We start from the raw sequence: 24930 nt of genomic DNA on the forward strand, positions 1-24930 counted from the left end.
GTGCCTCCTGCCAGCCCGCTGTCAGGAGGGGGGACGAACGGCGGTTTCCTTTTCCCGCCCGCGCTATAGTTTACCTTCCCAAGGGAAAAAACAGCGTGATGGGATGAAGAGCATGTCGTACAGGAACTTGTTGAAGGGAAGTGCCGTCGCACTTGCCCTTTTTGCGGGCGCGATCCAGTTTTCTAGCCTCGCCGAGGCGCAGGTCGTCGTTTCATCCAAGATCGACACCGAAGGCGGTGTGCTTGGCAATATCATTCTGGCCGTCCTCAATGCCAATGGCATCGAAACAACCGACCGCATCCAGCTTGGCGCGACGCCGGTGGTGCGCAAGGCGATCACGGCAGGCGAGATCGACATCTATCCCGAATATACCGGCAATGCGGCCTTTTTCTTCAACAAGGCCGACGATCCGCTCTGGAAAGACCCGGCCAAGGCTTTCGAGACGGCAAAACAGCTCGATTACGACGCCAACAAGATCGTGTGGCTGGCGCCGTCCCCCGCCAACAACACATGGGGCATCGCGGTGCGCAAGGATGTGGCCGATCAAAACAAGCTCGCGAGCCTCAGCGATTTCGGCAAATATGTTGCAGGCGGCGGCAAGGTGGTTCTGGCGGCATCGTCGGAATTCGTGAACTCGGCGGCGGCGCTGCCTGCCTTCCAGACCGCCTATGGCTTCACCCTGAAACCAGACCAGCTCATCACGCTTTCGGGCGGCGATACGGCGGCGACGATTGCAGCCGCGGCCAACCAGACCAACGGCGCCAATGCCGCCATGGTCTATGGCACCGATGGCGGCATCGCGCCATCCGGGCTCACCGTGCTGGAAGACGACAAGCATGTGCAGCCGGTCTATCAGCCCGCGCCGATCATCCGCGAGGCGGTTTTGAAAAAGAACCCGAAGATCGAGGACCTTCTGAAACCCGTCTTCGAGAAGCTCGACCTCACCACCTTGCAGGAATTGAATGGCCGCGTGCAGCTTGGCGGCGAACCGGCAAAAGCGGTGGCGCAGAACTTTTTGAAGAAGAACGGTTTTCTGAAGTAGACGCGATAAGGCAGCAGCCCCTTGCCGGAAACCATCGCAGCACAGGAACCGCGCGCCGCCAGGCGCCCAAGGCCCGCAGCCCCGCCAGACGGCCCAGGCGGCCCAGGAGGCAGCACAGGCAGCACAGGCGGTTTTGCAGGCCGGATCGACAAGCTCGGCTTCGTCATAACCGTTCTCGGGGTCGGCGGGCTTCTGCTCCCCTTCGCCACGTTTCGCGCCAACCGCATCGTACAGGGCGAGCCGCGCTTTCTGTTCGATGCCCTGCCCGGCGCGATTGCGGGGCTTCTGGTCCTCGTCATCGGCGCAAGCCTGCTCATCGCGCTCCTTTCACGACACCGCCTCCTGCGGCTTGGCGCAAGCCTCATCAGCCTCGCCATATTGCTGGTGACGATCGGGCTTGCCGCCGCGCATCTGGCGCCGGAGGGCAACACTTATGCGCGCATATCGCCCGCCTCCGGCTTCTGGCTCCTGCTTTTCGCGCTGGCGCTCTATGCGGCTGACAGTCTGGTGCGGCTGGCGGTGCGCCCGCTCCCGCGCATCGCCCTGCTGGTCGTCGCGACGGGCCTGCTCGCGCTGCTGCTGTCCTCCGGCCTGTGGGACGATATTTCCTTCATGAAGGAATATCACAGCCGCGCGGCAAGCTTCTGGACCGAGGCGCGGCGGCATATCGCGCTTGCGCTCGGCTCGCTTCTGGCCGCCGGCCTTGCGGGCATTCCGCTCGGCCTCGTCTGCCACCGCCTGCCGCGCCTTCGGGCCTTGGTCCTCAACAGCCTCAACATCGTGCAGACCATTCCATCCATGGCGCTGTTCGGCCTGTTGATTGCGCCGCTCAGCTGGTTTGCGGCGCAATATCCGTGGGCGGCAAGCCTCGGAATCAGGGGCATCGGCGCGGCCCCGGCTTTCGTCGCGCTGTTTGTCTATTCGCTCCTGCCCATCGTCGCCAACACCGTGGCGGGGCTGGCGCAGGTGCCCGAACCCGTGACCGACGCCGCGCGCGGCATGGGAATGACCCGGCTGCAAAGACTGTTCAGGACAGAGTTTCCGCTGGCCTTTCCGGTCATTCTCACCGGCATACGCATCGTGATGGTGCAGAATATCGGCCTCACCACCATTGCCGCGCTGATCGGCGGCGGCGGTTTTGGCATTTTCGTCTTTCAGGGCATCGGCCAGACGGCAATGGACCTCGTGCTGCTGGGCGCGCTGCCGACCGTGCTTCTGGCCTTTGCCGCCGCCGTGATCCTCGATGGGACAATCGAAATCGCCGACAGGGGGAAATCCGCATGATCGAGTTCGACCGGATCACCAGGATGTATAATGGCCGGGCGGCGGTGGACGAGGTGAGCTTCACCATCGAACCGCACAGCATCGCGGCGATTGTGGGCACATCCGGCTCCGGCAAGACGACGCTCTTGCGCATGGTCAACCGGCTGGTGGAGCCGACCGCCGGTGAAATCCGCGTTGACGGGCAAAGCATTCTGGATGAGCCCGGCCATCAGTTACGGCGGCGGATCGGCTATGTGATCCAGCAGCACGGGCTTTTTCCGCATCGCACGGTGGCTGAAAACATCGCGACCGTTCCCGTGCTTCTCGGCTGGCCGAAACAGCGCATCAAGGCGCGCGTGGATGAACTGCTGGAGCTGTTCCAGCTTGAACCGGACGCCTATCGCGACCGCTATCCGCACGAACTTTCCGGCGGGCAGCAGCAGCGCGTCGGCGTGGCGCGGGCGCTTGCCGCCGGACCGAACATCCTTTTGATGGACGAGCCATTCGGCGCGCTCGACCCGGTGATCCGCGCCAAGGCACAGGAAGACCTCAAGGCCATCCAGCGGCGCTTCGGCACGACCATCCTGCTTGTCACGCATGATATGGAGGAAGCGATCTCGCTTGGCGACCGCATCGCGGTGATGGATGAGGGCAAGCTTTTGCAGTTCGGCCCGCCCGCCGAAATTCTGGCCCGCCCGGCGACCGAATTCGTCGAACGGCTGGTGGGAACCGGAGAGAGGCCGTTCCGTCTTCTCTCGCTCACCGACCTGAAAACCGTGCTGCAACCGGGCGATGCCAGCGGCGCGGCCATGCCCGTCACGGCCTCGCAGCGCGATGCGCTGGCGGAACTCCTCTGGTCGGGCCGAAGGGCGCTGCCGGTGCTCGATGAGGATGGCCGGGCGCTTGGCCGCGTGACACTGGAAAAGCTGGTGCATCAGGCAGAGCGCCCGGCATGAAGCTTTTCCTCTCCCTGCTTCCGCGCCTTGCCCTTCTGGCGGTGCTGCTGCTCTTTCTCCTGCATCCGCATCTTTTCGAGCCGGTTTTCCGCCCGCTCGTCGATGCGGGAACCCCGGTCATCTATGACCGTGCGAACCTGATGACGCTCACCTTGCAGCATCTGGGACTGGTGGCGCTCGCCACCTTCTGCTCGACGCTTTTAGCCGTCGCCATGGCGATCTTCGTCACGCGCAGGCAGGGCGCGGAATTCCTGCCCCTGTCGCGCAGCCTGGTCAATATCGGCCAGACTTTCCCGCCCGTCGCGGTTCTGGCGCTGGCCGTGCCGGTGTTCGGCTTCGGCGACAAGCCGACGCTGATCGCGCTGTTCCTCTATGGCCTGCTGCCGATCTTCGAGAACACGCTCACCGGATTGACCAGCCTGCCGCCGCCCATCGTGGAGGCCGCGCGCGGCATGGGCATGACGGGCATGCAACGGCTTTTCAAGGTGGAGATGCCGCTTGCCATGCCGGTGATCCTTGCCGGCATCCGGCTTTCCGCCGTCATTGGCCTCGCCACCGCCACCATCGGCTCCACGGTTGCGGCAAAGACGCTGGGCGAGGTCATCATTGCCGGGCTTATCTCCAACAATCTCGCCTTCGTGCTGCAAGGGGGCCTGGTCGTTGCGGCACTCGCCATCCTCATCTTCGATGCGTTTCAGGCTATCGAGCGCTATCTGATGAGGCGAACGGCCTGACATGCCTCTTTGAATAGATTTGGCGCCTTCCTATATGCTGTCAAACAGCAAACCAGCGAGGCACGAGATGAATATCGGCCAGGCCGCCGCCGCATCGGGCATATCGGCAAAGATGATCCGCCATTATGAAACCATCGGGCTCATCGAAGCTGCCGGCAGGACCAGTTCCGGCTATCGCGTCTATACGCAGAAGGATGTCGAGACGCTGCGCTTCATTCGCCGCAGCCGCGACCTCGGCTTTCCGGTGGACCAGATCAAGGAACTGCTGGCGCTCTGGCGCGACCGCAACCGTGCTTCCGCCGATGTGAAGAAAGTGGCGCTCGGCCATGTCGAGGAACTGGAAGCAAAGATGCGCCAGCTTCAGGAAATGGCCGACACATTGCGCCATCTGGCCAGAAACTGCCACGGAGACAACCGCCCCGATTGCCCCATCATCCATCAGCTTGCCGAGCAGGGACAGGAGGCGCGCAAGCCTCCCCACCCCCGCAAAGGCGAATTGCTGCACGGCAAGATATGATCGGCTTTTCGGCAGCTCTTGCGCCGGAGAAATCGGAAGGGAAATGCCCGTCCTTAATTGAGGCAGAACGAAGGCAAGAGGGTTTTGGCGCTTGAATGCCGTCAAACGATGCGCGAACCGGCCTATTTTCGCCCGTCAATTGCGGCGAGCGCATGGCAAAATTGTGTATATTGTGGCTTTCGGCCCCATCAGGCCGAGCTTCGCATGAAAAGCTGGCTGCCCAGATGGCGAATTTCCGACTGCCCGGACAGGGTGTTTTCGCGGCCATTGATGCGGGAAAAAAGCATGTCGAGACCAAGCTCGGCAATCTGCCGATAATCCTGCGCAACGGTGGTCAGAGCCGGACAGGTGAAGCGGCTCAAGGGATGGTCGTCATGGCCTGCAACGCGCAGATCGCAGCCTTCCTCGCGCCCGACCCGCAGCTTGCGCTCGAAGGCGGCCGAAATCACGCCGAAGGCAAGCCGATCATTGGCGCATAGAACGGTGCGCGTCGGAAATCCGCCGCGATCGAAAATCCGGCCCGCTTCCTGATAGCCCAGTTCCTCGAAATTCCAGTTCTTTGCGGTGATTGGAAGGACGATCGGCTCGACGCCGAGCCTTTCCATGGTTTCGATATAGGCGGCGCGCCGTTCCACCGCGTTCTGGTTGACAAGAGGCATTTCGAGGAAGCAGGGGTGTTCCCCTGTTCTGTAAAGATATTCCGTGATGTTGCCGATGCTCTGGCGGTTGTCGGTGCCGACAAAAGGCTGGTCGTCGCCGATGCGGCTGTCCAGAAATACGGCGGGTATCGAAGCCGACAGGCTGGAAAGCAGTTTTGCATCCGTGTCGAAACCGAGCGGGGCCATCAGGACGCCGGCGATCTTGAGGGACATCAGGGTCCGCATTGCCCGCGCCTCAAGTTTTCTCTCGCCATGGGAGGAAAGCACGATGGTCCAGTAGCCCTCCGCCAGACAGCGCATTTCGATCTGGCGGATGATCTCCGCATAGAATGGATCGGAAATATGCGGAACGATGACGCCGATATTCTTCGGTTTCTTGCGATTGAGGCTGACCGCAAAAATATTCGGCTGGTAATTGTGGTCCTTCAGCGCCTTTTCGATCCGGGCGCGCGTGGAAGGCTTTACGCTTTCGGGATTGTCGAAATATTTCGAGACCGTCGGACGGGACAATCCGCTCGCGGATGCGAATTCTTCCATCGTCCTGATCTTGTGTTCGGTCATGCCTTGCTTTTCCCGTTGCGGGTATCGGGCGATTTTTTCGACGCCACCCACTTTTCTTTTCATGCGTAAATTTATTTCCATGCAGAAGCAACCCACTTTCACGCCATTCCGGCAAACGATGTGGATTTGCGATTATTCTCTCAATGCGTTTTGGTAGCGCAAGGGCGGATTCAATCGTTAAAATTTTTACACGTGAAAAATTTTATATTGACACGATGAACGCGCTCCAGCATGTCTAGGGGAAGCTCACTCATGAGCTGAAGGCCCCTGCCCTTCGGGAGGTTTGACGTTGGCGACGACCGATGAACCAGCAGGAAAACCGTTGTTCATGTCCCATAGAAGGACGCCCGGCGAGCGCCGGTCATTCGGAGGAAATCATGTTTCGCAAATCGCTCAGCCGCATTCTCTTTTCCGGCGTTGCCCTTGCCCTGATGGCGGGTGCGGCGTCCGCCGAAGGCATCGGCGCATCGCTTCTCACCCAGCAGCATCCTTTCTATATCTCGCTCGCAGACGCGATGAAGAAGGAAGCGCAGGCGGAAGGCGTGCCGCTGGAAGTCTCCATCGCCAATCAGGACCTGAGCAAGCAGCTCGCCGATGTGGAAGATTTCATCACCAAGGGCGTCGATGTCATCATCATCTCGCCGGTTGACAGCAAGGGCGTCCGCTCGGCCATCAACAAGGCTGAAAAGGCTGGCATCAAGGTCATCACGGTCGATGTTCCGGCCAATAATGTGGATGTGACCTCCTTTGTCGGCACGGACAATTTCGCCGGCGGCGAAAAGGCTGCCGAACTGATGGCAAAGTCCATCGGCGAAAAGGGCAATGTGGCGATTATCGACTACCCGACGGTTCAGTCGGTCGTGGACCGCGTTGAAGGTTTCAAGAAGGGCATCGCCAAGTATCCGGACGTCAAGATCGTGGCGATCCAGCCCGGCATCACCCGTCCGGAAGCGCTTTCGGCTGCGCAGAACATCCTTCAGGCCAATCCTGATATCGTCGGCATTTTCGGCTTCGGTGACGATGCAGCGCTTGCCGCTGCCTCGGCTGTCAAGTCGGCCAAGCTTGAAAAACAGGTCAAGGTGATCGGTTTCGATGGCATGGAAGAAGCCCGCAATGCCGTGAAGAACGATCCGGTCATGGTTGGCGTTATCGCCCAGTATCCGGACCAGATGGGCAAGGTTGCGGTTGAAACCGCCGCCAAGGTCATCAAGGGCGAGGAAGTTCCGGCCAAGCAGCCGATCGTTCCGGGCGTCGTCACCAAGGATGGCGAAACCAAGTAAAACCGCGCGAAACAGCGACACTCCTCCCAGTCGCTGTTTCTATTCTGCGTGCGGCGGCGGGTGAACACCACACACCTTGCCGCCGTCGCATCCATTTAGAGCGCGTTTCGATCTGCCTGGATCAGATCGGCGCCCTAACTTCCTATGATTCAAGCATAATCTTTTCGATCCTCGTTTCACTCCGGTCGGATTATGCTCCAGACCACAGGAGGCCCTCAAAGTGACAAATCCCGTGACAGCCATCAGACCCGAACCGGCGACGGCCCCGGATGTCGTGCTCGACATTCGCGATGTCGCTAAATCCTTCGGTCCCGTGGTTGCGCTGAAGCGCATGAACCTCACCGTGCGTCGCGGCCGCGTGCATACGCTGCTCGGCGAAAACGGCGCGGGCAAATCCACGCTGATGAAAATCCTGGCAGGCGTGTTCAAGCCCACCTCCGGCACCATCCTGCTCAAAGGGGCGCCCTATGCGCCGAAAGACCCGCGCGATGCGCGCGCCAGCGGCATTGCCATTGTCTTTCAGGAACTGAGCCTGTCGCGCAATCTCACGGTCGCCGAAAATATCTTCGCCAATCATGAGCCAAGCCGCTTTGGTTTCATCCGCGAGCGCACGCTGAATGCGGAAGCGATGAATCTGGTGGCCGATCTCGGCCTGCCGGTCGATGCGCGCGCGAAAGTCGGCGATCTTTCGATTGCCCAGCGCCAGCTCGTCGAAATCGCCAAGGGCCTCAGCCTCCCTGCCGATGTGGTCATTCTGGATGAGCCGACCTCATCGCTGTCGGACAGTGAGGCGGAAATCCTGTTTTCCATCATCGAGCGCCTGAAAGCCCGCGGCACCGCCATCATCTATATTTCGCACCGCATGGAAGAAATCATGCGGCTTTCCGACGACATTACGGTCGTGCGCGACGGCGAATATGTCACGACCACGCAAAAGAGCGAGACCAGCATCGAGCGGCTGATTGCCCTCATGGTTGGCCGCGAGATGAACGACATCTACCCGCCGCGCGAAGCGCCGCGCCCTTCGGACACTGTTCCGCCAATTCTCGAAACGAAAAACCTGTCCGTTCCGGGCAAGTTCCACGATGTTTCGATCGATGTAAAGCCAGGCGAGGTTCTGGGCCTTTTCGGCCTTGTCGGCTCCGGCCGGTCGGATGTGATGAAGGCCCTGTTCGGCATGGCGCAGCCGACGGGCGAAATCAGGCTTGACGGCCAGCCCGTCACCCTTGCCTCGCCCACCGATGCCATTCGCAACGGCATTGCCTTCGTGACGGAAAACCGCAAGGAGGAAGGGCTGGTTCTGCCGCACAGTGTGGAGCGCAACATCAACATGGTCGCGCTCGGCCAGCTGGCAGGCCCTTTCGGCCTCATGCGTTCATCGGCGGAGCGCTCCGCCGCCAAAACGGAAGTGCTGCGACTTGCCATCAAGACAGCGTCGCTCGACACGGTTGCCGGGTCGCTCAGCGGCGGCAACCAGCAGAAGATCGTGCTGGCCAAATGGCTCCAGACACAGCCGCGCATCCTCATTCTCGATGAGCCGACGCGCGGCGTCGATGTCGGCGCGAAATTCGAAATCTATCGCATCATCCGTGAACTTGCCGCCAATGGCGCGGCGATCCTGATGGTTTCCTCCGAACTGCCGGAAGTGCTGGGCCTCAGCGACCGGGTGGCCGTCATGCATGACAAGCGTGTCGCCGCCATTGTCGATGCCGATGGCCTTACGCCCGAAACCGTCATGAGCTATGCAGCAGGAATGCACCAATGAGCAATGCAGATATTCAGAAGAAAGCCGTGGACGCCGAAGTCCGCCGTTCGCTTTTCTCCTCCCCGCTGGTGCGTCAATATGGCGGCATCATCATTTCACTCGCCGTGCTGTGCGTCGTTTTCGCGGTGCTGAACCCGCGCTTCCTCGCCTTCAACAATTTCATGAATATCATGCAGCAGGTGGCGGTGATCGCCGTTGCCGCCTATGGCATGACCTATGTGATCCTGCTCGGCGAGATCGACCTTTCCATCGGCTCCATCATCGCCGTTTCCGGCATGGTGGCGGCACAGGCCTTCGCGATGGGCTTCGGCTTTGTGCCGACCGTCGTGTTTACCCTTGCGGCGGGCGCCATCATGGGCGGATTGAACGGCGTGCTTTCCGCCAAGCTGATGCTGCCCTCCTTCATCGTGACGGTCGCGACCATGGGCATCTATCGCGGCATGGTCAGCCTGCCGACCAATGGCGCGCCCGAAATCATCGAAAACGACACCTGGCTTGCCATCGGTTCGGAAAGCTGGCTCGGCCTGCCGATCATCATCTGGATCGTCGGCATCCTGTTCATCTTCAACTATATCCTTCTGTCCAAGACCGTTTTCGGTCGCCGCATCTATCTGACCGGCGGCAACAAGGAGGCGGCGATCTATTCCGGCATCCGTGTCGACCGCATCAAGATCATCGTTTTCATGATCTCCGGCATCATGGCGGCAATCAGCGGCATCCTGCTATCTTCGCGCCTGTCCTCCGCGCAGACCAATGCGGGCATGGGCTATGAACTCGACGCCATCGCAGCCGTTGTCCTGGGCGGCACCTCGCTTGCCGGCGGCGTCGGCACCATGGTCGGCACCATTCTGGGCGCGCTCATCATCGGCGTCATCAACAACGGCATGAACATGCTGTCCGTGCCCTATTTCTATCAGCTCATCGTCAAGGGCGTCGTCATCCTCGTCGCCGTCTGGCTCGACGTGCGCTCCAAATCCATGCGCGCATAATCGGGTAAAGCCATGAAGAAAATCATCACCATCGGCGAAATCGTCGTCGAGATCATGGCCGTGGAAACCGGCAACGGTTTCAAGTCCGCCATCCCGCTGATCGGGCCTTTCGCTTCCGGCGCGCCTGCGATCTTCATCGATCAGGCAGCCAAGATGGGCCAGCCCTGCGGACTTGTCAGCGCGGTCGGCAATGACGATTTCGGCGCGCTCAATGTCGAGCGGCTGCAAAAGGACGGCGTGGACGTTTCGGCCATCGGCGTGCATCCGACAGCCGCCACCGGCAGCGCCTTCGTGCGGTATCGCCCGGACGGCAATCGCGATTTCATCTTCAACATCAGGCACAGCGCATGCAGCGCCATCGGCCTGACGCCGGAAGCCGAAAGGCTGATCGAGACCGCAGATCACCTGCATATCATGGGTTCGGCGCTGTTCTCGGACGGCATTGTTTCGGCGATCCATGAGGCAACGATCCGCATCAAGGCGAAGGGCGGCACCGTGTCCTTCGACCCGAATATCCGCAAGGAAATGCTGGAACTGCCGGGCATGCGTGAGGCACTTTCCCATGCTCTGGAAAATACCGATCTCTTCATGCCGAGCGGCACGGAAATCTTTCTCTTCACTAGGGCAACCGAGGAAAAGGCAGCCGTGGAAGAACTTCTGGCGCGCGGCATCAAGGCCATTGTGGTGAAGCGCGGGGCAGAAGGGGCGAGCTATTTCGACCAGTCCGGCGAAGTTTTTGCGCCCGCCTTCAAGGTGGAGGAAATCGACCCGACCGGCGCAGGCGACAGTTTTGGCGCGGCCTTCGTCACCTGCTGGCTGCGCGGCATGGCGCCGAAGGACGTCATCGCCATCGCCAATGCCACCGGCGCACGCGCTGTCGGCGTCAAGGGACCGATGGAAGGCACCTCCACCATGGCGGAAATCGAATCCTTCCTTGAAAAGCACGGAGTTCAGGCATGAGCAGCACCAAGACCCTCGGCGCCCTTCCCAGCCGCTATGCAAGCGGTGCACGCGGCGGCATCACCTCCATCTGCTCCGCCCATCCGCTCGTGATCGAAGCCGCCCTTCTGGAAGGCGTTGCCACCAAAACGGATGTTCTGATCGAGGCCACCTGCAATCAGGTCAATCAGGATGGCGGCTATACGGGCATGACGCCCGCCGATTTCCGCCATTTTGTGGAGGATATCGCGGCCCGCATCGGCTTCGACACCAGGCGGCTCGTTCTGGGCGGCGACCATCTCGGCCCCAATCCGTGGAAGCATCTGCCCGCCGAAGAGGCGATGCAGAAATCCGAAGTCATGATCGATGCATTCGTGCGCGCGGGCTTCACCAAGATCCATCTCGACACGTCGATGGGCTGCGCTGGCGAGCCGGTCGCCCTGCCCGATGCCGTGACCGCCGAGCGCGCGGCGCGGCTTGCAAAAGTTTCGGAAACTGCCGCCCGTGAAGCCGGCTACGATCTGCCGGTCTACATCATCGGCACCGAAGTGCCGATCCCCGGCGGCGCAATGGAAGAAATCGAAGAGCTGGAACTGACCAGGCCGGACGCGGCGGTCGAAACCGTCGCCATTCACCGCAAGGCTTTCGCAGCGCTCGGACTGGACGATGCCTTTGCCCGCGCCATCGGCGTCGTGGTGCAGCCGGGCGTCGAATTCGGCAACGAGAATGTCGTGTTCTACGATAGCGAGAAGGCGACGGCGCTGAGCGGCGTTCTCGGCGAAATGCCGCAATTCGTGTTCGAAGCCCATTCGACCGACTATCAGCCGGTGGAGGCGCTTTCCGATCTGGTTCACGACGGTTTCGCCATTTTGAAAGTCGGTCCCGGCCTGACTTTCGCGCTGCGCGAGGCGCTCTATGGCCTTGACCAGATTGCGGCCTTCCTCGACAAGCTGCCGGAAGAGGAAACCCTGCGCGGCAAGATGGAAGCGCTGCTTCTGGCCGAGCCGAAGAACTGGGAAAAATACTATCACGGCGATGGCGAGGAACTGCGTCTGCAGCGCCATTTCTCCTATAGCGACCGCATTCGCTATTACTGGCCGCATCCGGTGGCGACGGCTGCCGTGGATGCGCTTTTGAAGCGTCTGGAAGGCCGCAAGATACCGGAAACACTGATCAGCCAGTATCTCGGCACGCTCTATCCGGCTGTCGCATCGGGACGGGTGGAAGCCACACCGCATGCGCTGATGGTGGAAGCCGTCCGCAATGTTGTGCGCACCTACGGCAAGGCCGTCGGCACGCACTGAAACCGAAAGGCGCGGTCGGAACCGCGCCTTTTTCCATGTTCATGATTCCATCGGGCTTTTGAAGGCCTTGAGCCGCAAGGCGTTGCTCAGCACGAAGATGCTTGAGAAAGCCATGGCGCCCGCCGCCAGAACCGGCGACAGCAGGGTTCCGGTGAAGGGATAGAGAACACCCGCCGCGACCGGGATAAGCGCCACGTTATAGGCGAAGGCCCAGAACAGGTTTTCTCCAATATTGCGGATCGTCGCCTTGGAGATCGCAATGGCATTGACCACGCCGCGCAGATCACCCGACATCAGCACCACATCCGCACTTTCAATCGCGATATCCGTTCCGGTGCCAATGGCGATACCGACATCGGCAGCGGCCAGCGCGGGCGCATCGTTGATGCCGTCACCCACGAAGGCGATGCGCTTGCCGCCCGCCGAAAGGCGCTTGAGCGCCGCGACCTTGCCGTCCGGCAGCACTTCCGCCACGACTTCATCAATGCCAAGGCGTTTTGCGATGGCTTCCGCCGTGCGGCGATTGTCGCCGGTGATCATGGCGACCTTCAGTCCCTGCTCGTGAAGAGCGGCAATCGCCGCTGGCGTGGTTTCCTTCATGGGATCGGCGACGGTGAGGATCGCCGCCAGCTTGCCATCAACGGCCGCATAGAGCGGGGATTGCCCCTCATCGCCAAAACGCTTCGCATCATCGGCAAAGGTCGCAACATCATGTCCGAGCTTCGCCATGTAACGGTCGGCACCGATGGCGACTTCCCGCCCATCGACGCTCGCCTTCAGGCCGAAGCCCGGCACCGCCTCGAAAGCCGATACGTCCGCGAGCTTCAATCCCTTTTCCTTCGCGGCTTCCACGATCGCATCGGCGATCGGGTGTTCGGACCGCGCCTCCACGGCGGCGACGAGCGCCAGAAGCTCATCCTTGTCGAAGCCTTCCACCGTATCGAAATGGGCGAGAGCGGGCTTTCCTTCAGTCAGCGTGCCGGTCTTGTCGACGGCAATAATGGAAGCATCGCGCAGGGTTTGCAGCGCATCGCCGCGACGGAACAGGACGCCGAATTCGGCCGCGCGCCCGGTGCCCACCATGATTGATGTCGGGGTGGCAAGGCCCATGGCGCACGGGCAGGCGATGATGACGACGGCAATCGCATTGACCAGCGCATAGCCCATCATGGCGGTGCCGCCAATGGCCAGCCAAAGCACGAAGGTGAGCGCCGCGGCGGCCATGACCGCGGGCACGAACCAGCCCGTCACCTTGTCCACCGTGGCCTGGATGGGCAGCTTGTCGGCCTGCGCATCCTGGACCATGCGGATGATCTGCGAGATCACCATGTCGCGGCCAACCTTGGTGGCGCGGAAGGTGAAGGCGCCGGTCTTGTTGATGGTGCCGCCGACCACTTCCGCGCCCTTTTCCTTGACGACGGGAACAGGCTCGCCGGTAATCATCGATTCATCCACATAGGACGAGCCCTCGATCACCGCGCCGTCGACGGGAACCTTTTCGCCGGGGCGCACCTGCACGATATCGCCTGCGCGCACCTCTTCCAGCGGCACATCGATGGCCTGCCCATCGCGCACCACACGGGCGGATTTGGCCTGCAAGCCGACGAGACGGCTGATCGCGGCGCTGGTGCGGCCCTTGGCGCGCGCTTCCAGATAGCGGCCGATGAGGATGAGCGTGACGATCACCGCCGCCGCCTCGAAATAGACATTGACGGTGCCTTGCGGCAGCACGCCCGGCAGGAAGGTGGCGACGACCGAAAAGCCCCAGGCGGCAAGCGTGCCGACCACGACCAGCGAGTTCATGTCCGGCGTGCCGCGCAGAAGCGTGGGAACGCCCTTCTTGAAAAAGCGCAGGCCCGGCCCGAACAGGACCAGCGTTGTCAGCACGAATTGCAGATACCAGCTGTTCTGCATCCCGATCCGGTCCATGACGAACATATGGACAGCCGGGATGAGGTGGGACCCCATTTCCAGAATGAAGACCGGCAGGGTGAGAATGGCCGCGAGAATGACGCTTTTCTTCAGTTCCGCCGCTTCCGCATCGCGCTTTTCAGACTGCGTTTCCTGTTGGGCGTCGCTGCGGGCCTCGTCCAGCGCGCGCGCCTCATAACCGGCATTTTCGACCGCCTTGACGAGGTCGGACAAGGGCACCTGCCCGGCAAGCTCCACATGGGCGCGCTCGGTTGCCAGATTGACGCTGGCGCGGGTCACGCCCGGCACGGCGTTCAACGCCTTTTCCACCTTGCTGACGCAGGAAGCGCAGCTCATGCCTTCAATGGCGAGATCGACCGCGCCCGCCGGAACATCATAACCGGCCTTGCGGATGGCCTCGATCACGGCGGGCAGGTCCGGCGTGCCGCTGAAGGTCACATCCGCGCGCTCGGTCGCGAGATTGACCGAGACCTTGTCGACGCCGGGAACCCTGGAAACGGCTTTTTCGACGGAAGAGACGCAGGAAGCGCAACTCATGCCCTCCACCGGCACGGGAAAGCTTGTGGCGCCGGGCTTTACAATCTTGTTCATGGCAATCCCTTTCGTGACATTCACTTGTCGAAAATCGAGAGTTGCCCCTTGTTAGTCCTTCCAACCGTTGGAAGGTCAAGCCCCTTTCAATATAATCGTCAGACAGCAAGTATATTATGCGGGCGAACCGTGCCAAGACCGGCGCTGCTGCGGTTCTGGATAAAGGAAGGCACATCGCCCGCGGGCATGGGCCGACCGGTCAGGAACCCCTGCACCTCACCGAAACGCTCGGTCTTCAAACGTTCGAGCTGCTGGGTTGTTTCCACGCCTTCCGCCGTGGTGACGATATTGAAGCCCGCGCCGAGTGTCGCCACGGCCTGGATGATGGCCAGATCGCGCGTGTCGACCTCAATTCCGGAAACGAAACTGCGGTCGATCTTGATCTTGTCGAAGGGAAAGGAGCGCAGATAGCTCAGCGAGGAATAACCCGTGCCGAAATCATCCATCGCAATGCGCACGCCCAGCCGGCGCAGTTCAAACAGGAGTTCGATATTGTTCTTGCTGTTGGAAAGGAAGACCGATTCCGTGATTTCGAGTTCGAGCCGATCCGGCGACAGGCAGGCCGCGCCCAGCGCATCGGTGACGGACCGCAGAAGCGTCGTCTGGCTGAACTGCACCGGCGAAAGATTGACGGAAACCTTGATATCGTCCGGCCACAGCGCAGCTTCGCGACATGCGGCGGCGAGAACCCAGTCGCCGATGGGGCCGATCAATCCGGTTTCCTCCGCCAGCGGAATGAATTCGGCGGGCGAAACCATGCCGCGATCGGGATGACGCCAGCGGATAAGCGCCTCAAAGCCGGAAATCCTGCCGGTCTCAAGATTGAAGATCGGCTGATAATGCAGCTCGAACTGTTCGTCCAGCAGGGCCTGGCGCAATTCGCCGGTCATGACGTGCCGCTTTTCCGCTGCCAGGCGCAGGGCGTGCTGGTAGAAACGGAATGTGCGCCGCCCCCCGGATTTTGACGCATAGAGCGCAAGATCGGCATTGCGCATCAAGACGTCGGGATTGTCTCCATGCAAGGGCGCCTGGGCGATGCCCATGCTGCAGGTGACGAATTCCGACTTGCCCACCAGCTTGAACGCATCCTGAAAAGCCGACAGGACGCGGTCGGCGAACATTGCAACCTGGCCCAGCGTGCCGCTGCGGTAAATGATGGCGAATTCGTCGCCGCCCAGCCGGGCAATGAACTCGTCCGATGTCGCGATCTGCTTCAGCCGGCGCGCCACTTCCTGCAAAAGCTGGTCGCCCGCCTGATGGCCGATGCTGTCATTGATGTCCTTGAAATGATCGATATCGAGATAGAACAGGGCGAAGGGATCGCTGTCGCTGCCCTTCTTCAACAGGTTCTCGACATGGTGGGCGAAACAGGCGCGGTTCGGCAGGCCGGTCAGGCTGTCATGCATGGCGATATGGGCCATGCGTTCCTCGATCTCGCGCCGCTCGGTCACATCCTCGACCAGCCCGATCAGATAGCGCGGCTCATCGCCCTCGACCGGCGGGATGGACGATTTAATGATCCGCATCGTGCGCGCGGTGCCGTCCTTGCGCTCGACCTTGCGCTCGACACTCAGCACCTCGCGGCGGCGCATCGCCATGCGGTCGTGCTGACCGATGACAGCCGCCTCGCGCTCCGGAAAAAGATCGAGATCGGTCGCCCCCAACGCTTCGTCCATCGGCTGGCCGCTCGCGATCGATGCCGCCTGATTATAAAGCACATAACGGCCATTGTCGTGCATATCCTTGACGAAAACACCGAGCGGCAGATTGTTGACCAGACTGTCCAGCAGGGTCTGGGCGTGGCTTGCCTGGCGATTGGCCTGCGCCAGTTCGGTCCTGTCCTGCACAATGGCCAGAATCGCTTCCCTGCCGTCGAACACCACCTGACGCCCGTAGGTGAGGACATCCATGATTTCACCATTGGCGCGCAGGTGCTGCCAGCGTTCGGGCCGTTCGAGATCGCTGCGGTCGCGAATGGCCGCCAGCATCCTGTCGCGCTCGGTTCGGGGCCGGATGTCGAGCACCGTCATGCCGGGAATTTCGTCGGCGGTATAGCCATAGAGCCGGTATGCGGCATCGTTCATGACGATGAAATGCAGCGTCTCGGGATCATAGACCCACATGGGGGTCGGATGCGTCGTAAAAAGGATGCGGAAGTCCTGTTCGGACGTGCGCGCCATCGTACCTTCCGCCGAAGCCGCAGCGCCCTTCCGCTTCCTCATCGAAAACCCCTCATCCGACTGATCCTGCAATCTTATTTCAATCCAGCCCATGACGCGAACCGTCTCTTTTCATCGCATCATGGGTAACACGCGCAAGACGCACCCCGCGCGCAGATTAAAGCCGAGAATTTTAATAAAGCCTATACAAATCAGGGGGCGATATAAGGATTTCCTGCAAAGCCACATTTTTTCCATCGCTTGACCGGCCCGCCATTCCGGCCTATGCCTGTCGACGCAAAATTCGTTGGGGTGCCTTCGAAGCAGGATCAGGAAAAGTGCGAAGCGGTTTTCCGTCCGATCCTGCGACATGAAAGGCTGAGAGACGCATTCCCGCGTCAACCCATTGAACCTGATCCGGGTAATACCTGCGTAGGGAACGGAGTTTGGCGCGTCGCGGACGGGGTTCATTCCCCATGGGAGCTTATGCTCCATCAAGGTTCATGACGTCTCATTTTCCGTTCGGAATGAGAGACGTCGAAATGGACCAGAAACAGAGTTTCTCCCGAACCAATCCAACCGATAACCATGCGGCATCCGTGCCCATATGCGTCACCATTGCGGGGTCCGACTCCAGCGGCGGCGCGGGCATTCAGGCCGACCTCAAGGCGTTTTCGGCGCTTGGCGTCTATGGCGCAAGCGTGATCGCCGCCGTCACCGTGCAGAACACACGCACCGTCAGCGCCGTGCATGATGTGCCGCCGCAGATCGTGGCGGGACAGATCGACACCGTCTTCAGCGATCTCGATGTCGCCGCCGTCAAGATCGGCATGGTTTCAGTACCTGAAACCATCGAAGCCATTGCGCGCGGGCTTGCACATTTTTCCGGTCCCATCGTGCTCGATCCGGTGATGATTGCAAAATCCGGCGACCGGCTGTTGAGCGAGACGGCGATTTCGCGCTTACGCGAAAGGCTGGTGCCGCTGGCAACGTTGCTTACCCCCAACCGGCCCGAAGCCGCCTGCCTGCTCGACACCCGCGCAGCCGAAAACGATGCCGAGGCGGAAGAACAGGGCCGCGCCCTGCTCAACCTCGGTACCAGGGCGGTCCTGATGAAAGGCGGCCATGCGGAAGGGGCGATCTGCACCGATCTCCTGATCCGCCGCGACCGCCCGACCCTGCGCATCGAAGCGCCGCGCATTCTCACCCGCAATACGCATGGCACCGGCTGCACGCTTTCATCCGCCATCGCCGCCGGACTTTCACGCAACCTGCCGCTCGAAACGGCGCTTGCCCAGGCTCATGCCTATCTGCAAGGGGCAATCCGCGCCGCCGACCGGCTGAAGATCGGACATGGCCATGGGCCGGTGCATCATTTCCACGCCCTTTGGAAACAGGCCGAAAGGGAGGCGATCTGATGCGCGTCACGATCATCGGAGCCGGCGTGGCGGGCCTTGTCACCGCCGCCGAATTCACCGATCAGGGCCATGCCGTCACCGTCATCGCGAAAAGTGCCGAGATCGGCTCGGACAGCTGCTCGTGGTTTGCGGGCGGCATGCTGGCCCCCTGGTGCGAGGGCGAAAGCGCCGAAGAACCCGTGGTGCGTCTCGGACAGGAGGCCATCGGCTGGTGGGAGCGCCACGTCTCGACCGTCAGGCGCAAGGGGACGCTCGTGCTCTCCCACATGCGGGACATGAGCGAGCTGCGCCGCTTCGCACGGCGGACCGAGGCTTTCGACACGATCGACCAGAGCCGCCTCGACGCGCTGGAGCCGGATCTGGCCGGGCGGTTCCGGCAGGGCCTGTTCTTTGCCGGGGAAGGCCATCTCGATCCGCGCCGGACATTGATCGAACTTGCCGAAAGGCTGCGGCGACAGGGCGTGGTCTTTCACCTTGGCGTCGACGCCAAAGACATATCCGTCGCAGCCGACATCACCGTCGATGCGCGCGGCCTTGCCGCCCGCGACACCTTGCAGGACCTGCGCGGCGTCAAGGGCGAGATGCTGATCGTGCGCTCGCGCGATATCGATCTTTCGCGGCCCGTGCGCCTTCTGCATCCGCGCATCCCGCTTTACATCGTGCCGCGCGGCGACGGCATCCACATGATCGGCGCCACCATGATCGAAAGCGACGACCGCCGCGGCATCAGCGTGCGCTCCACGCTGGAACTCCTGAGCGCGGCCTATGCGCTGCACCCGGCTTTCGGCGAGGCGGAAATCCTTGAAGTGGGCGTCGATGCCCGCCCCGCCTTTGCCGACAACCTGCCGCGTGTGCGACGCCGCGGCGACACCGTCTATGTCAACGGCCTTTACCGGCACGGTTTCCTGCTTTCGCCCACGGTCGCCCGCATGGCGGTGGCGGTTGCAACCAATGCGCAGGCTGAGCCCGACTTTGTGGAGGACTATGCATGACCATCGTTTTGAACGGCGAGGCGCACGAAACCGCCTCGGCCACGCTCGCCGCCCTTCTCAGGGAAATCGAACTTGATGAAGCCGTGGTCGCAACCGCGCTCAACGGCGAGTTCATCCCCGCCGAGGCGCGGGAAGACGCAAATATTTCCGAGGGCGACCGGATCGAAGTTCTCGCCCCCATGCAGGGAGGTTGAGATGCTGGAATTCTACGGAAAGAGATTTGAAAGCCGCCTTCTGCTCGGCACCGCGCAATATCCCTCGCCCGCTATCCTTGCGGATGCGGTGCGCGCCTCGCAGGCCGGGATCGTCACCGTGTCGCTACGCCGGGAAAGCGGCGAAGCGCGTGCCGGTCAGGATTTCTGGGCGCTCATCAAGGAGCTTGGCGTGGCCGTTCTGCCCAATACGGCGGGCTGTCACACACCGCGCGAGGCAATAACCACGGCGCATATGGCGCGCGAGGTGTTCGGCACCAGCTGGATCAAGCTCGAAGTGATCGGCGACACCGACACCTTGCAGCCGGACCCGTTCGGGCTGGTCGAGGCGGCGCGCGTTCTGTGCGACGAGGGTTTTGCGGTCTTTCCCTATATGAATGACGATCTGGTCGTGGCGGAAAAGCTCCTTGAGGCAGGATGCAAGGTCTTGATGCCGTGGGGCGCGCCCATCGGCTCGGGACGCGGCCTCAACAACCCATACGCGCTCAAAACCATGCGCGCGCATTTCCCCGACATTCCGCTGGTGGTCGATGCGGGCATCGGCGTGCCGTCCCATGCGGCGGCGGCGATGGAACTTGGTTTCGACGCCGTGCTCATCAACACCGCCGTCGCCAAGGCTGGCGATCCGGCGGCGATGGCGCGCGCCTTTGCGCTGGCGGTCGAGGCCGGGCGGCTTGCCTGTGAGGCCGACCCGATCGAAGCCCGCGACATGGCGGCACCTTCCACCCCCCTTCTCGGAAAGGCATTCCTGTGACGGCACTCGATCCCTTCTACCCGATTTTCGACAGCGCGGACTGGCTGGAGCGCATGGTGCCGCTCGGCATCAGGCTGGTGCAATTGCGCGTGAAGAACAGAAGCGAGCCGGAGCTTCGCGCTGAAATCCGTGCCGCCCGCGACGTCTGCGCCGCGCATCGATGCCAGCTCATCGTCAACGATTACTGGAAACTGGCGCTGGAGGAAGGCTGCGACTTCATCCATCTCGGCCAGGAAGACCTTGACGATGCCGATCTTAACGCCATCCGCGCCGGTGGCCTGAAGCTTGGCGTTTCAAGCCATGACGCAGCCGAACTTGACCGCGCTTTGTCGGTCAGGCCCGATTATATCGCGCTCGGCCCCGTCTATCCGACCATTCTCAAGAAGATGAAATGGCACGAGCAGGGCCTGCCGCGCCTTGGAGAATGGAAAGCGCGGATCGGCGATATCCCGCTGGTGGGCATCGGGGGATTAAACGTCGAACGCGCGCCGGGCGTTTTCGATGCGGGCGCGGACATTGTTTCCGTCGTGACCGACATCACGCTTCACGCCGATCCGGCCGCGCGCGTTCGCGAATGGATCACCGTCACCCGGCCTTTCGTCGTCTGAAATCACAGCTCTGGAGGAACATCATGAAGAAAATGGCATTTGCCGCGCTGTTCGGCGCGGCGCTCAGCTTCGCCTCGTCGGCGGAAGCCGCGGAAGCCAATGACAGGCTGAAGCTCATCCTCGACTGGTATGTGAACCCCGATCACGGGCCGATCATCGTTGCCGACAAGCTCGGCTACTTCAGGCAAGCGGGGCTGGACGTGGATATCGTCGCGCCTGCCGATGCTTCCGTGCCGCCGAAAATGGTTGCCGCCGGTCAGGCCGACCTTGCCGTCTCCTATCAGCAGCAGGTGCATCTGCAAGTGCATGAGGGCCTGCCGGTCATCCGTGTCGGCACGCTGATCGACTCGCCGCTCAACTGCCTGATGACCCGCGATGACGGATCAGTGAATGCAATTGCCGATCTCAAGGGCAAGAAGATCGGCTATTCGGTTGCGGGCGTCGAGGAAACCCTGCTCGGCACCATTCTCGGCCGGCATGGCATCACGCTTTCCGATGTCGAACTCATCAATGTCAATTTCTCGCTGGCGCCATCGCTGATGTCGAAACAGGTCGATGCGGTGATGGGCGCCTATCGCAATGTGGAACTGAACCAGATGGCCGTCGAGGGCGTTCCCGGCAAGTGCTTCTTCGTCGAGGAGGAAGGCGTGCCGGTCTATGACGAGCTGGTCTATGTCGCAAACAGCGACAAGCTCGACGCGGCGGAGAAGGACAAGATTTCCCGCTTTCTGGCCGCCACAGAAAAGGCCGCGCAATATATCGTCAATCACCCGGAGAAGAGCTACGAGGTCTTTACCTCCTACAGCACGGAACTGAAGGATGAATTGAACCAGCGCGCGTGGAAAGACACGGTTGCCCGCTTCTCGCGCGCGCCGGCAAGCCTCGATCATGGCCGCTGGAGCCGCTACGAAGCCTATCTGAAGGACCATGGCCTTGTGCCGTCCATCCTGCCGGTCGAAAAATTCGCCATCGACGTCAATGCGGGAGGGAGCAGGTCATGAGCCAGCCGCAGCCGCATTATTCATCCGAACTGTTCACGCGCCTTCGCGCCGCGACGCTTGCCGACTGGAAACCCTATATCGAGCATGATTTCGTGCTGGGGCTTGGCGACGGCACGCTGCCGAAAGCGGCCTTCCTGCATTATCTGCGGCAGGATTATGTCTATCTGCACCACTATGCCCGCGCCTTCGCGCTCGGCGTCGTCAAGGCCAACAGCTTGCAGGAAACGCGGCTCTGCGCCGATATCATGCACGGTCTTGCCCATATGGAACTGCCTTTGCATGTCAGCATCTGCGCCCGTGAAGGCATCAGCGAGGACGCGCTTTACGCCACGAAGGAGGAGCCGGAAAACCTTGCCTATACGCGCTATGTGCTCGATTGCGGACAGGCGGGCGATTTTCTCGACCTGCTGACGGCGCTGGTGCCCTGCGCGCACGGCTATGGCGAGATCGGCCTCAACCTTGCCGCCACGGCCTTGCCCGGCACGCCCTATCAGGAATGGATCGACACCTATGCCGGGCCTGAATATCAGGATATGTGCCACACGGTGGGCAGGCTTTTCGATCAGGCCGCGAAGGACCGCATCGGCTGCGATTTCGAGAAAAGCCCGCGCTGGCCAAGACTCTGCCAGATTTTTGCGACCGCAAGCAGGCTCGAAGCCGATTTCTGGTCCATGGGTTTGAAAGCCGGATCGTGAACGCGGCGCTCCCGAACCGAAGCCGAATGAAGCGCGCCGCCGATGGTTTCCTGTCGGTGGCGGCGGCACTCGCCATCTGGCAGGCGGTGGTCAGCATCGGGCAGATGCCGCGCTTCATCCTGCCGGGACCGCTCGATGTCGTGCAGGCGCTCGTGGCGAATGCGGGGCTGATCGCGGAAAACGCGGCCGCCACCATCGGCGAGGTGCTGGGCGGTCTGGTGCTGGGCTGCGCGGTCGGGATCGCGACCGCAATCGGGCTGATGATGTCGCCGCTCGCGCAGCGGCTCGTCATGCCGGTGATGGTGTTCAGCCAGGCCATCCCGATCTTCGCGCTCGCGCCCATTTTGACCTTGTGGCTCGGCTACGGCCCCGCATCGAAGGTCGCGGTCACAGTGCTGATGATCTTCTTTCCGGTTGTCTCCACCTTTTTCGACGGGATGCGGCGCACCGAAACGAGCCTGATCGACGCGGCGGAAATTCTGGGGGCCGGACGCATGGCGATCCTGTTTCGCATCCGCATCCCCTCCGCCTTTCCGTCACTGGCGTCGGGCCTCAGCCTCGCCGCCGTCTATGCGCCCATCGGGGCGGTGGTGGGCGAGTGGGTCGGCGCATCGAAGGGCCTCGGCTATCTGATGCTGCTTGCCAATGGGCGCGCCAAGGTGGACCTCATGTTTGCCTGCCTGTTCGTGCTGGCGGCTTTCACCATGGTGCTGCATGGGCTTGTTTCGCATTTTGCCCGCAAGCTTGCCGCCTGGCCGAAAAAAACCGCATGAAAAAACCGGCGGTCGCCCGCCGGTTTTCGCATTCATCAAGGTCATCAGGCCAGCGTATAGGCCGTCTTGACGGTGGTGTAGAACTCGGCTGCATAGCGCCCCTGCTCGCGCGGGCCGAAGCTCGATCCCTTGCGCCCGCCAAACGGCACATGGAAATCGACGCCTGCCGTCGGCAGATTGACCATCACCATGCCCGCTTCCGAATTGCGCTTGAAATGGGTCGCATATTTCAGGCTCGTCGTGCAGATGCCCGACGACAGGCCGAAGCTCGTATCGTTGGCCGTGGCAAGCGCTTCCTCATAATCCTTCACGCGGATGACCGAGGCGACGGGCCCAAAGATTTCCTCGCGGCTGATGCGCATCTGATTGGTGGCTTCCGTGAAGAGCGCCGGCTGGAGATAGAAGCCCGGCGTTTCGCGGTTGAGACGCTCGCCGCCAAAGGCAAGCTTCGCACCTTCCTTGCGGCCGATCTCGATATAATCCATGTCCTGCTTGAGCTGGCTTTCATCCACGACCGGGCCGATATGGGTGCCCTGCTTCAGCGCATTGTCGACCACGACGGTCTTCAGCTTTTCGATTGCCGCGGCGACGAACTTGTCGTGGATGCCTTCCGTCACGATGATGCGCGAGGAAGCCGTGCAGCGCTGGCCGGTGGAGAAGAAGGCGGAATTGACGACCGATTCAACCGCGACATCGAGATCGGCATCGTCCAGAACGACGACCGGGTTCTTGCCGCCCATTTCAAGCTGGAAGCGGCGGTTATGCTCGATGGAGGCCGCCGCCACGCGCTTGCCCGTGCCGGTCGATCCGGTGAAGGTGACGGCGTTGACATCCGCGCTGTCGAGGATGGTCTGGCCGACCACAGACCCCTTGCCCATGACGAGGTTGAGAACGCCCTTTGGCAGACCGGCGCGATGGAGAATATCGACAATCGCCCAGGAGCAGCCCGGCACGAGGTCGGCCGGCTTGAAAACGATCGTATTGCCATAGCAAAGGGCCGGCGCGATCTTCCATGCGGGAATGGCGATCGGGAAGTTCCACGGCGTGATGATGCCGACCACGCCGACCGGCTCCCGCGTGACCTCGACACCGATGCCCGGACGGGCGGATGGCAGAACCTCGCCAGCAAGGCGAAGGGCTTCGCCTGCGAAGAAATCGAAAATCTGGCTGGCGCGGATGGTTTCGCCAATCCCCTCAGCCAGTGTCTTGCCTTCCTCGCGCGACAACAGACGGCCAAGCTCGTCCTTGCGCGCCAGGATTTCGTCGGCGGTCTTGCGCAGGATGGCGTGCCGCTCCAGAATGCCGGACCGCGACCAGGCCGGGAAAGCGGCCTTTGCAGCGGCAATCGCAGCCTTGGTGTCCTCGGCGGTCGCCCGCGCATAGGTTCCCACGACATCATTGGTGTCCGAAGGATTGATATTGGCGATCCCGTCGCCGCCGACCCATTCGCCCGCAATCAGATTTTGATGAATTGTCATGAAACTCTCCCTGTGCGCCGCACTGATATATCTCAAGATGAGCCTTCGCCCATGAGCCGTGGAATTGCAAGGCCACAGCCGCCTTGTAACGAAAAAAGTGAAATACGGACCCGATGACGGCCAGCGGAAGGCTTGCAAATTTGTCACAGTCAAATCCGTGGATGGACAAACCACCATTTTGCGCCTTGGCAAAACTTTCTGCTCATTTATTGTGCACCCATCTGCAACACTGGCAAGAGGTATGAGATGCGTGTCTATTACCCATTCCCGATGGTGCCCAGTGTTCGCGCGGGCGCTTCCAAGCTTTA

At 61.5% G+C, this 24930-nt stretch carries 22 protein-coding genes and 1 riboswitch; of the genes, 18 read left to right on the forward strand and 4 right to left on the reverse strand.

The window, feature by feature from the left end; translation table 11 throughout:
• Window positions 1–112 precede the first annotated feature (112 nt).
• The 5 genes from AVM02_RS16035 to cueR all read left to right on the forward strand — a co-directional run bounded on the left by AVM02_RS16035 (window position 113) and on the right by cueR (window position 4512).
• Window positions 113–1042: an ABC transporter substrate-binding protein gene (locus tag AVM02_RS16035; protein ID WP_411507917.1), complete on the forward strand. Its 930-nt coding sequence runs from the start codon at window positions 113–115 to the stop codon at window positions 1040–1042.
• Window positions 1043–1063: 21 nt separating this feature from the next.
• The gene (locus AVM02_RS16040; protein WP_411507918.1) at window positions 1064–2326 is read left to right on the forward strand and encodes an ABC transporter permease; all 1263 of its coding nucleotides are present in this window, start codon (window positions 1064–1066) and stop codon (window positions 2324–2326) included.
• A complete protein-coding gene (locus AVM02_RS16045; RefSeq protein ID WP_411507919.1) occupies window positions 2323–3261 on the forward strand; it encodes an ABC transporter ATP-binding protein in 939 nt (312 codons plus the stop codon). Before AVM02_RS16040 ends, AVM02_RS16045 begins: the two co-directional genes overlap by 4 nt.
• Window positions 3258–3995, forward strand: coding sequence for an ABC transporter permease (locus AVM02_RS16050; RefSeq protein WP_411507920.1), 738 nt, complete (start codon window positions 3258–3260; stop codon window positions 3993–3995). The genes AVM02_RS16045 and AVM02_RS16050 overlap by 4 nt, the downstream gene beginning before the upstream one ends.
• Before the next feature lie 67 nt (window positions 3996–4062).
• Window positions 4063–4512 carry a Cu(I)-responsive transcriptional regulator gene (gene cueR, locus AVM02_RS16055; protein ID WP_411507921.1) on the forward strand — a complete coding sequence of 150 codons (450 nt, stop codon included), beginning with the start codon at window positions 4063–4065 and terminating at the stop codon, window positions 4510–4512.
• 188 nt (window positions 4513–4700) lie between these two features.
• Here the strand turns inward: cueR and AVM02_RS16060 are convergent, their stop codons facing one another.
• Window positions 4701–5732, reverse strand: coding sequence for a LacI family DNA-binding transcriptional regulator (locus AVM02_RS16060; protein WP_411507922.1), 1032 nt, complete (start codon window positions 5730–5732; stop codon window positions 4701–4703).
• 377 nt (window positions 5733–6109) lie between these two features.
• Here AVM02_RS16060 and AVM02_RS16065 point away from each other — a divergent pair, with 377 nt between their 5' ends.
• The 5 genes from AVM02_RS16065 to AVM02_RS16085 all read left to right on the forward strand — a co-directional run bounded on the left by AVM02_RS16065 (window position 6110) and on the right by AVM02_RS16085 (window position 12009).
• Complete coding sequence (locus AVM02_RS16065) at window positions 6110–7012, forward strand: substrate-binding domain-containing protein (protein ID WP_411507923.1); 903 nt, start codon at window positions 6110–6112, stop codon at window positions 7010–7012.
• Between the two features lie 220 nt (window positions 7013–7232).
• Window positions 7233–8777 (forward strand): sugar ABC transporter ATP-binding protein, encoded by a 1545-nt coding sequence (locus AVM02_RS16070; protein WP_411507924.1) that lies wholly within the window; start codon window positions 7233–7235, stop codon window positions 8775–8777.
• Window positions 8774–9766, forward strand: a complete 993-nt coding sequence (locus AVM02_RS16075) for an ABC transporter permease (RefSeq protein WP_411507925.1) — start codon at window positions 8774–8776, stop codon at window positions 9764–9766. Before AVM02_RS16070 ends, AVM02_RS16075 begins: the two co-directional genes overlap by 4 nt.
• A 12-nt stretch (window positions 9767–9778) precedes the next feature.
• Window positions 9779–10726 carry a sugar kinase gene (locus AVM02_RS16080; RefSeq protein ID WP_411507926.1) on the forward strand — a complete coding sequence of 316 codons (948 nt, stop codon included), beginning with the start codon at window positions 9779–9781 and terminating at the stop codon, window positions 10724–10726.
• Entirely contained in the window at window positions 10723–12009 is a 1287-nt protein-coding gene (locus AVM02_RS16085; protein ID WP_411507927.1) for a D-tagatose-bisphosphate aldolase, class II, non-catalytic subunit, read from the forward strand. The genes AVM02_RS16080 and AVM02_RS16085 overlap by 4 nt, the downstream gene beginning before the upstream one ends.
• A gap of 39 nt (window positions 12010–12048) precedes the next feature.
• Here the strand turns inward: AVM02_RS16085 and AVM02_RS16090 are convergent, their stop codons facing one another.
• Together AVM02_RS16090 and AVM02_RS16095 are read right to left on the reverse strand one after the other, a co-directional pair.
• Window positions 12049–14532, reverse strand: a complete 2484-nt coding sequence (locus tag AVM02_RS16090; protein WP_411507928.1) for a heavy metal translocating P-type ATPase — start codon at window positions 14530–14532, stop codon at window positions 12049–12051.
• Between the two features lie 98 nt (window positions 14533–14630).
• Window positions 14631–16754 (reverse strand): putative bifunctional diguanylate cyclase/phosphodiesterase, encoded by a 2124-nt coding sequence (locus AVM02_RS16095; protein WP_411507929.1) that lies wholly within the window; start codon window positions 16752–16754, stop codon window positions 14631–14633.
• A gap of 235 nt (window positions 16755–16989) precedes the next feature.
• Window positions 16990–17147: riboswitch (TPP riboswitch) on the forward strand.
• Between the two features lie 86 nt (window positions 17148–17233).
• Between AVM02_RS16095 and thiD the strand changes: the two genes are divergently transcribed.
• From thiD to AVM02_RS16135, 8 genes are read left to right on the forward strand one after another with little or no spacing between them, the layout of a single operon-like run.
• Window positions 17234–18109, forward strand: a complete 876-nt coding sequence (thiD, locus tag AVM02_RS16100) for a bifunctional hydroxymethylpyrimidine kinase/phosphomethylpyrimidine kinase (protein WP_411507930.1) — start codon at window positions 17234–17236, stop codon at window positions 18107–18109.
• Window positions 18109–19101, forward strand: a complete 993-nt coding sequence (locus AVM02_RS16105) for an FAD-dependent oxidoreductase (RefSeq protein WP_411507931.1) — start codon at window positions 18109–18111, stop codon at window positions 19099–19101. The genes thiD and AVM02_RS16105 overlap by 1 nt, the downstream gene beginning before the upstream one ends.
• Complete coding sequence (thiS, locus tag AVM02_RS16110) at window positions 19098–19295, forward strand: sulfur carrier protein ThiS (protein ID WP_411507932.1); 198 nt, start codon at window positions 19098–19100, stop codon at window positions 19293–19295. The genes AVM02_RS16105 and thiS overlap by 4 nt, the downstream gene beginning before the upstream one ends.
• Before the next feature lies 1 nt (window position 19296).
• Window positions 19297–20067: a thiazole synthase gene (locus tag AVM02_RS16115; protein WP_411507933.1), complete on the forward strand. Its 771-nt coding sequence runs from the start codon at window positions 19297–19299 to the stop codon at window positions 20065–20067.
• Window positions 20064–20675: a thiamine phosphate synthase gene (locus AVM02_RS16120; protein WP_411507934.1), complete on the forward strand. Its 612-nt coding sequence runs from the start codon at window positions 20064–20066 to the stop codon at window positions 20673–20675. The genes AVM02_RS16115 and AVM02_RS16120 overlap by 4 nt, the downstream gene beginning before the upstream one ends.
• 23 nt (window positions 20676–20698) lie before the next feature.
• Window positions 20699–21676, forward strand: a complete 978-nt coding sequence (locus AVM02_RS16125) for an ABC transporter substrate-binding protein (protein WP_411507935.1) — start codon at window positions 20699–20701, stop codon at window positions 21674–21676.
• The gene (gene tenA / locus AVM02_RS16130) at window positions 21673–22371 is read left to right on the forward strand and encodes a thiaminase II (protein WP_411507936.1); all 699 of its coding nucleotides are present in this window, start codon (window positions 21673–21675) and stop codon (window positions 22369–22371) included. Before AVM02_RS16125 ends, tenA begins: the two co-directional genes overlap by 4 nt.
• A complete protein-coding gene (locus tag AVM02_RS16135; protein WP_411507937.1) occupies window positions 22368–23144 on the forward strand; it encodes an ABC transporter permease in 777 nt (258 codons plus the stop codon). Before tenA ends, AVM02_RS16135 begins: the two co-directional genes overlap by 4 nt.
• A 44-nt stretch (window positions 23145–23188) precedes the next feature.
• On the opposite strand, the gene AVM02_RS16140 is transcribed toward AVM02_RS16135, so the two are convergent.
• Window positions 23189–24622, reverse strand: a complete 1434-nt coding sequence (locus AVM02_RS16140; protein WP_411507938.1) for an aldehyde dehydrogenase family protein — start codon at window positions 24620–24622, stop codon at window positions 23189–23191.
• Between the last annotated feature and the right edge of the window lie 308 nt (window positions 24623–24930).

This window comes from Brucella anthropi (genome assembly GCF_046630315.1).
GTDB classification, from domain to species: domain Bacteria; phylum Pseudomonadota; class Alphaproteobacteria; order Rhizobiales; family Rhizobiaceae; genus Brucella; species Brucella anthropi_A.

Excerpts from the sequence above, each read along its gene's own strand:
- AVM02_RS16035 (WP_411507917.1), top strand. The coding sequence starts at position 113 with ATGTCGTACAGGAACTTGTTGAAGGGAAGTGCCGTCGCACTTGCCCTT.
- AVM02_RS16045 (WP_411507919.1), top strand. The coding sequence starts at position 2,323 with ATGATCGAGTTCGACCGGATCACCAGGATGTATAATGGCCGGGCGGCG.
- AVM02_RS16050 (WP_411507920.1), top strand. The coding sequence starts at position 3,258 with ATGAAGCTTTTCCTCTCCCTGCTTCCGCGCCTTGCCCTTCTGGCGGTG.
- cueR (WP_411507921.1), top strand. The coding sequence starts at position 4,063 with ATGAATATCGGCCAGGCCGCCGCCGCATCGGGCATATCGGCAAAGATG.
- AVM02_RS16060 (WP_411507922.1), bottom strand. The coding sequence starts at position 5,732 with ATGACCGAACACAAGATCAGGACGATGGAAGAATTCGCATCCGCGAGC.
- AVM02_RS16065 (WP_411507923.1), top strand. The coding sequence starts at position 6,110 with ATGTTTCGCAAATCGCTCAGCCGCATTCTCTTTTCCGGCGTTGCCCTT.
- AVM02_RS16075 (WP_411507925.1), top strand. The coding sequence starts at position 8,774 with ATGAGCAATGCAGATATTCAGAAGAAAGCCGTGGACGCCGAAGTCCGC.
- AVM02_RS16080 (WP_411507926.1), top strand. The coding sequence starts at position 9,779 with ATGAAGAAAATCATCACCATCGGCGAAATCGTCGTCGAGATCATGGCC.
- AVM02_RS16085 (WP_411507927.1), top strand. The coding sequence starts at position 10,723 with ATGAGCAGCACCAAGACCCTCGGCGCCCTTCCCAGCCGCTATGCAAGC.
- AVM02_RS16090 (WP_411507928.1), bottom strand. The coding sequence starts at position 14,532 with ATGAACAAGATTGTAAAGCCCGGCGCCACAAGCTTTCCCGTGCCGGTG.
- AVM02_RS16095 (WP_411507929.1), bottom strand. The coding sequence starts at position 16,754 with ATGAGGAAGCGGAAGGGCGCTGCGGCTTCGGCGGAAGGTACGATGGCG.
- thiD (WP_411507930.1), top strand. The coding sequence starts at position 17,234 with ATGGACCAGAAACAGAGTTTCTCCCGAACCAATCCAACCGATAACCAT.
- AVM02_RS16105 (WP_411507931.1), top strand. The coding sequence starts at position 18,109 with ATGCGCGTCACGATCATCGGAGCCGGCGTGGCGGGCCTTGTCACCGCC.
- thiS (WP_411507932.1), top strand. The coding sequence starts at position 19,098 with ATGACCATCGTTTTGAACGGCGAGGCGCACGAAACCGCCTCGGCCACG.
- AVM02_RS16115 (WP_411507933.1), top strand. The coding sequence starts at position 19,297 with ATGCTGGAATTCTACGGAAAGAGATTTGAAAGCCGCCTTCTGCTCGGC.
- AVM02_RS16125 (WP_411507935.1), top strand. The coding sequence starts at position 20,699 with ATGAAGAAAATGGCATTTGCCGCGCTGTTCGGCGCGGCGCTCAGCTTC.
- tenA (WP_411507936.1), top strand. The coding sequence starts at position 21,673 with ATGAGCCAGCCGCAGCCGCATTATTCATCCGAACTGTTCACGCGCCTT.
- AVM02_RS16140 (WP_411507938.1), bottom strand. The coding sequence starts at position 24,622 with ATGACAATTCATCAAAATCTGATTGCGGGCGAATGGGTCGGCGGCGAC.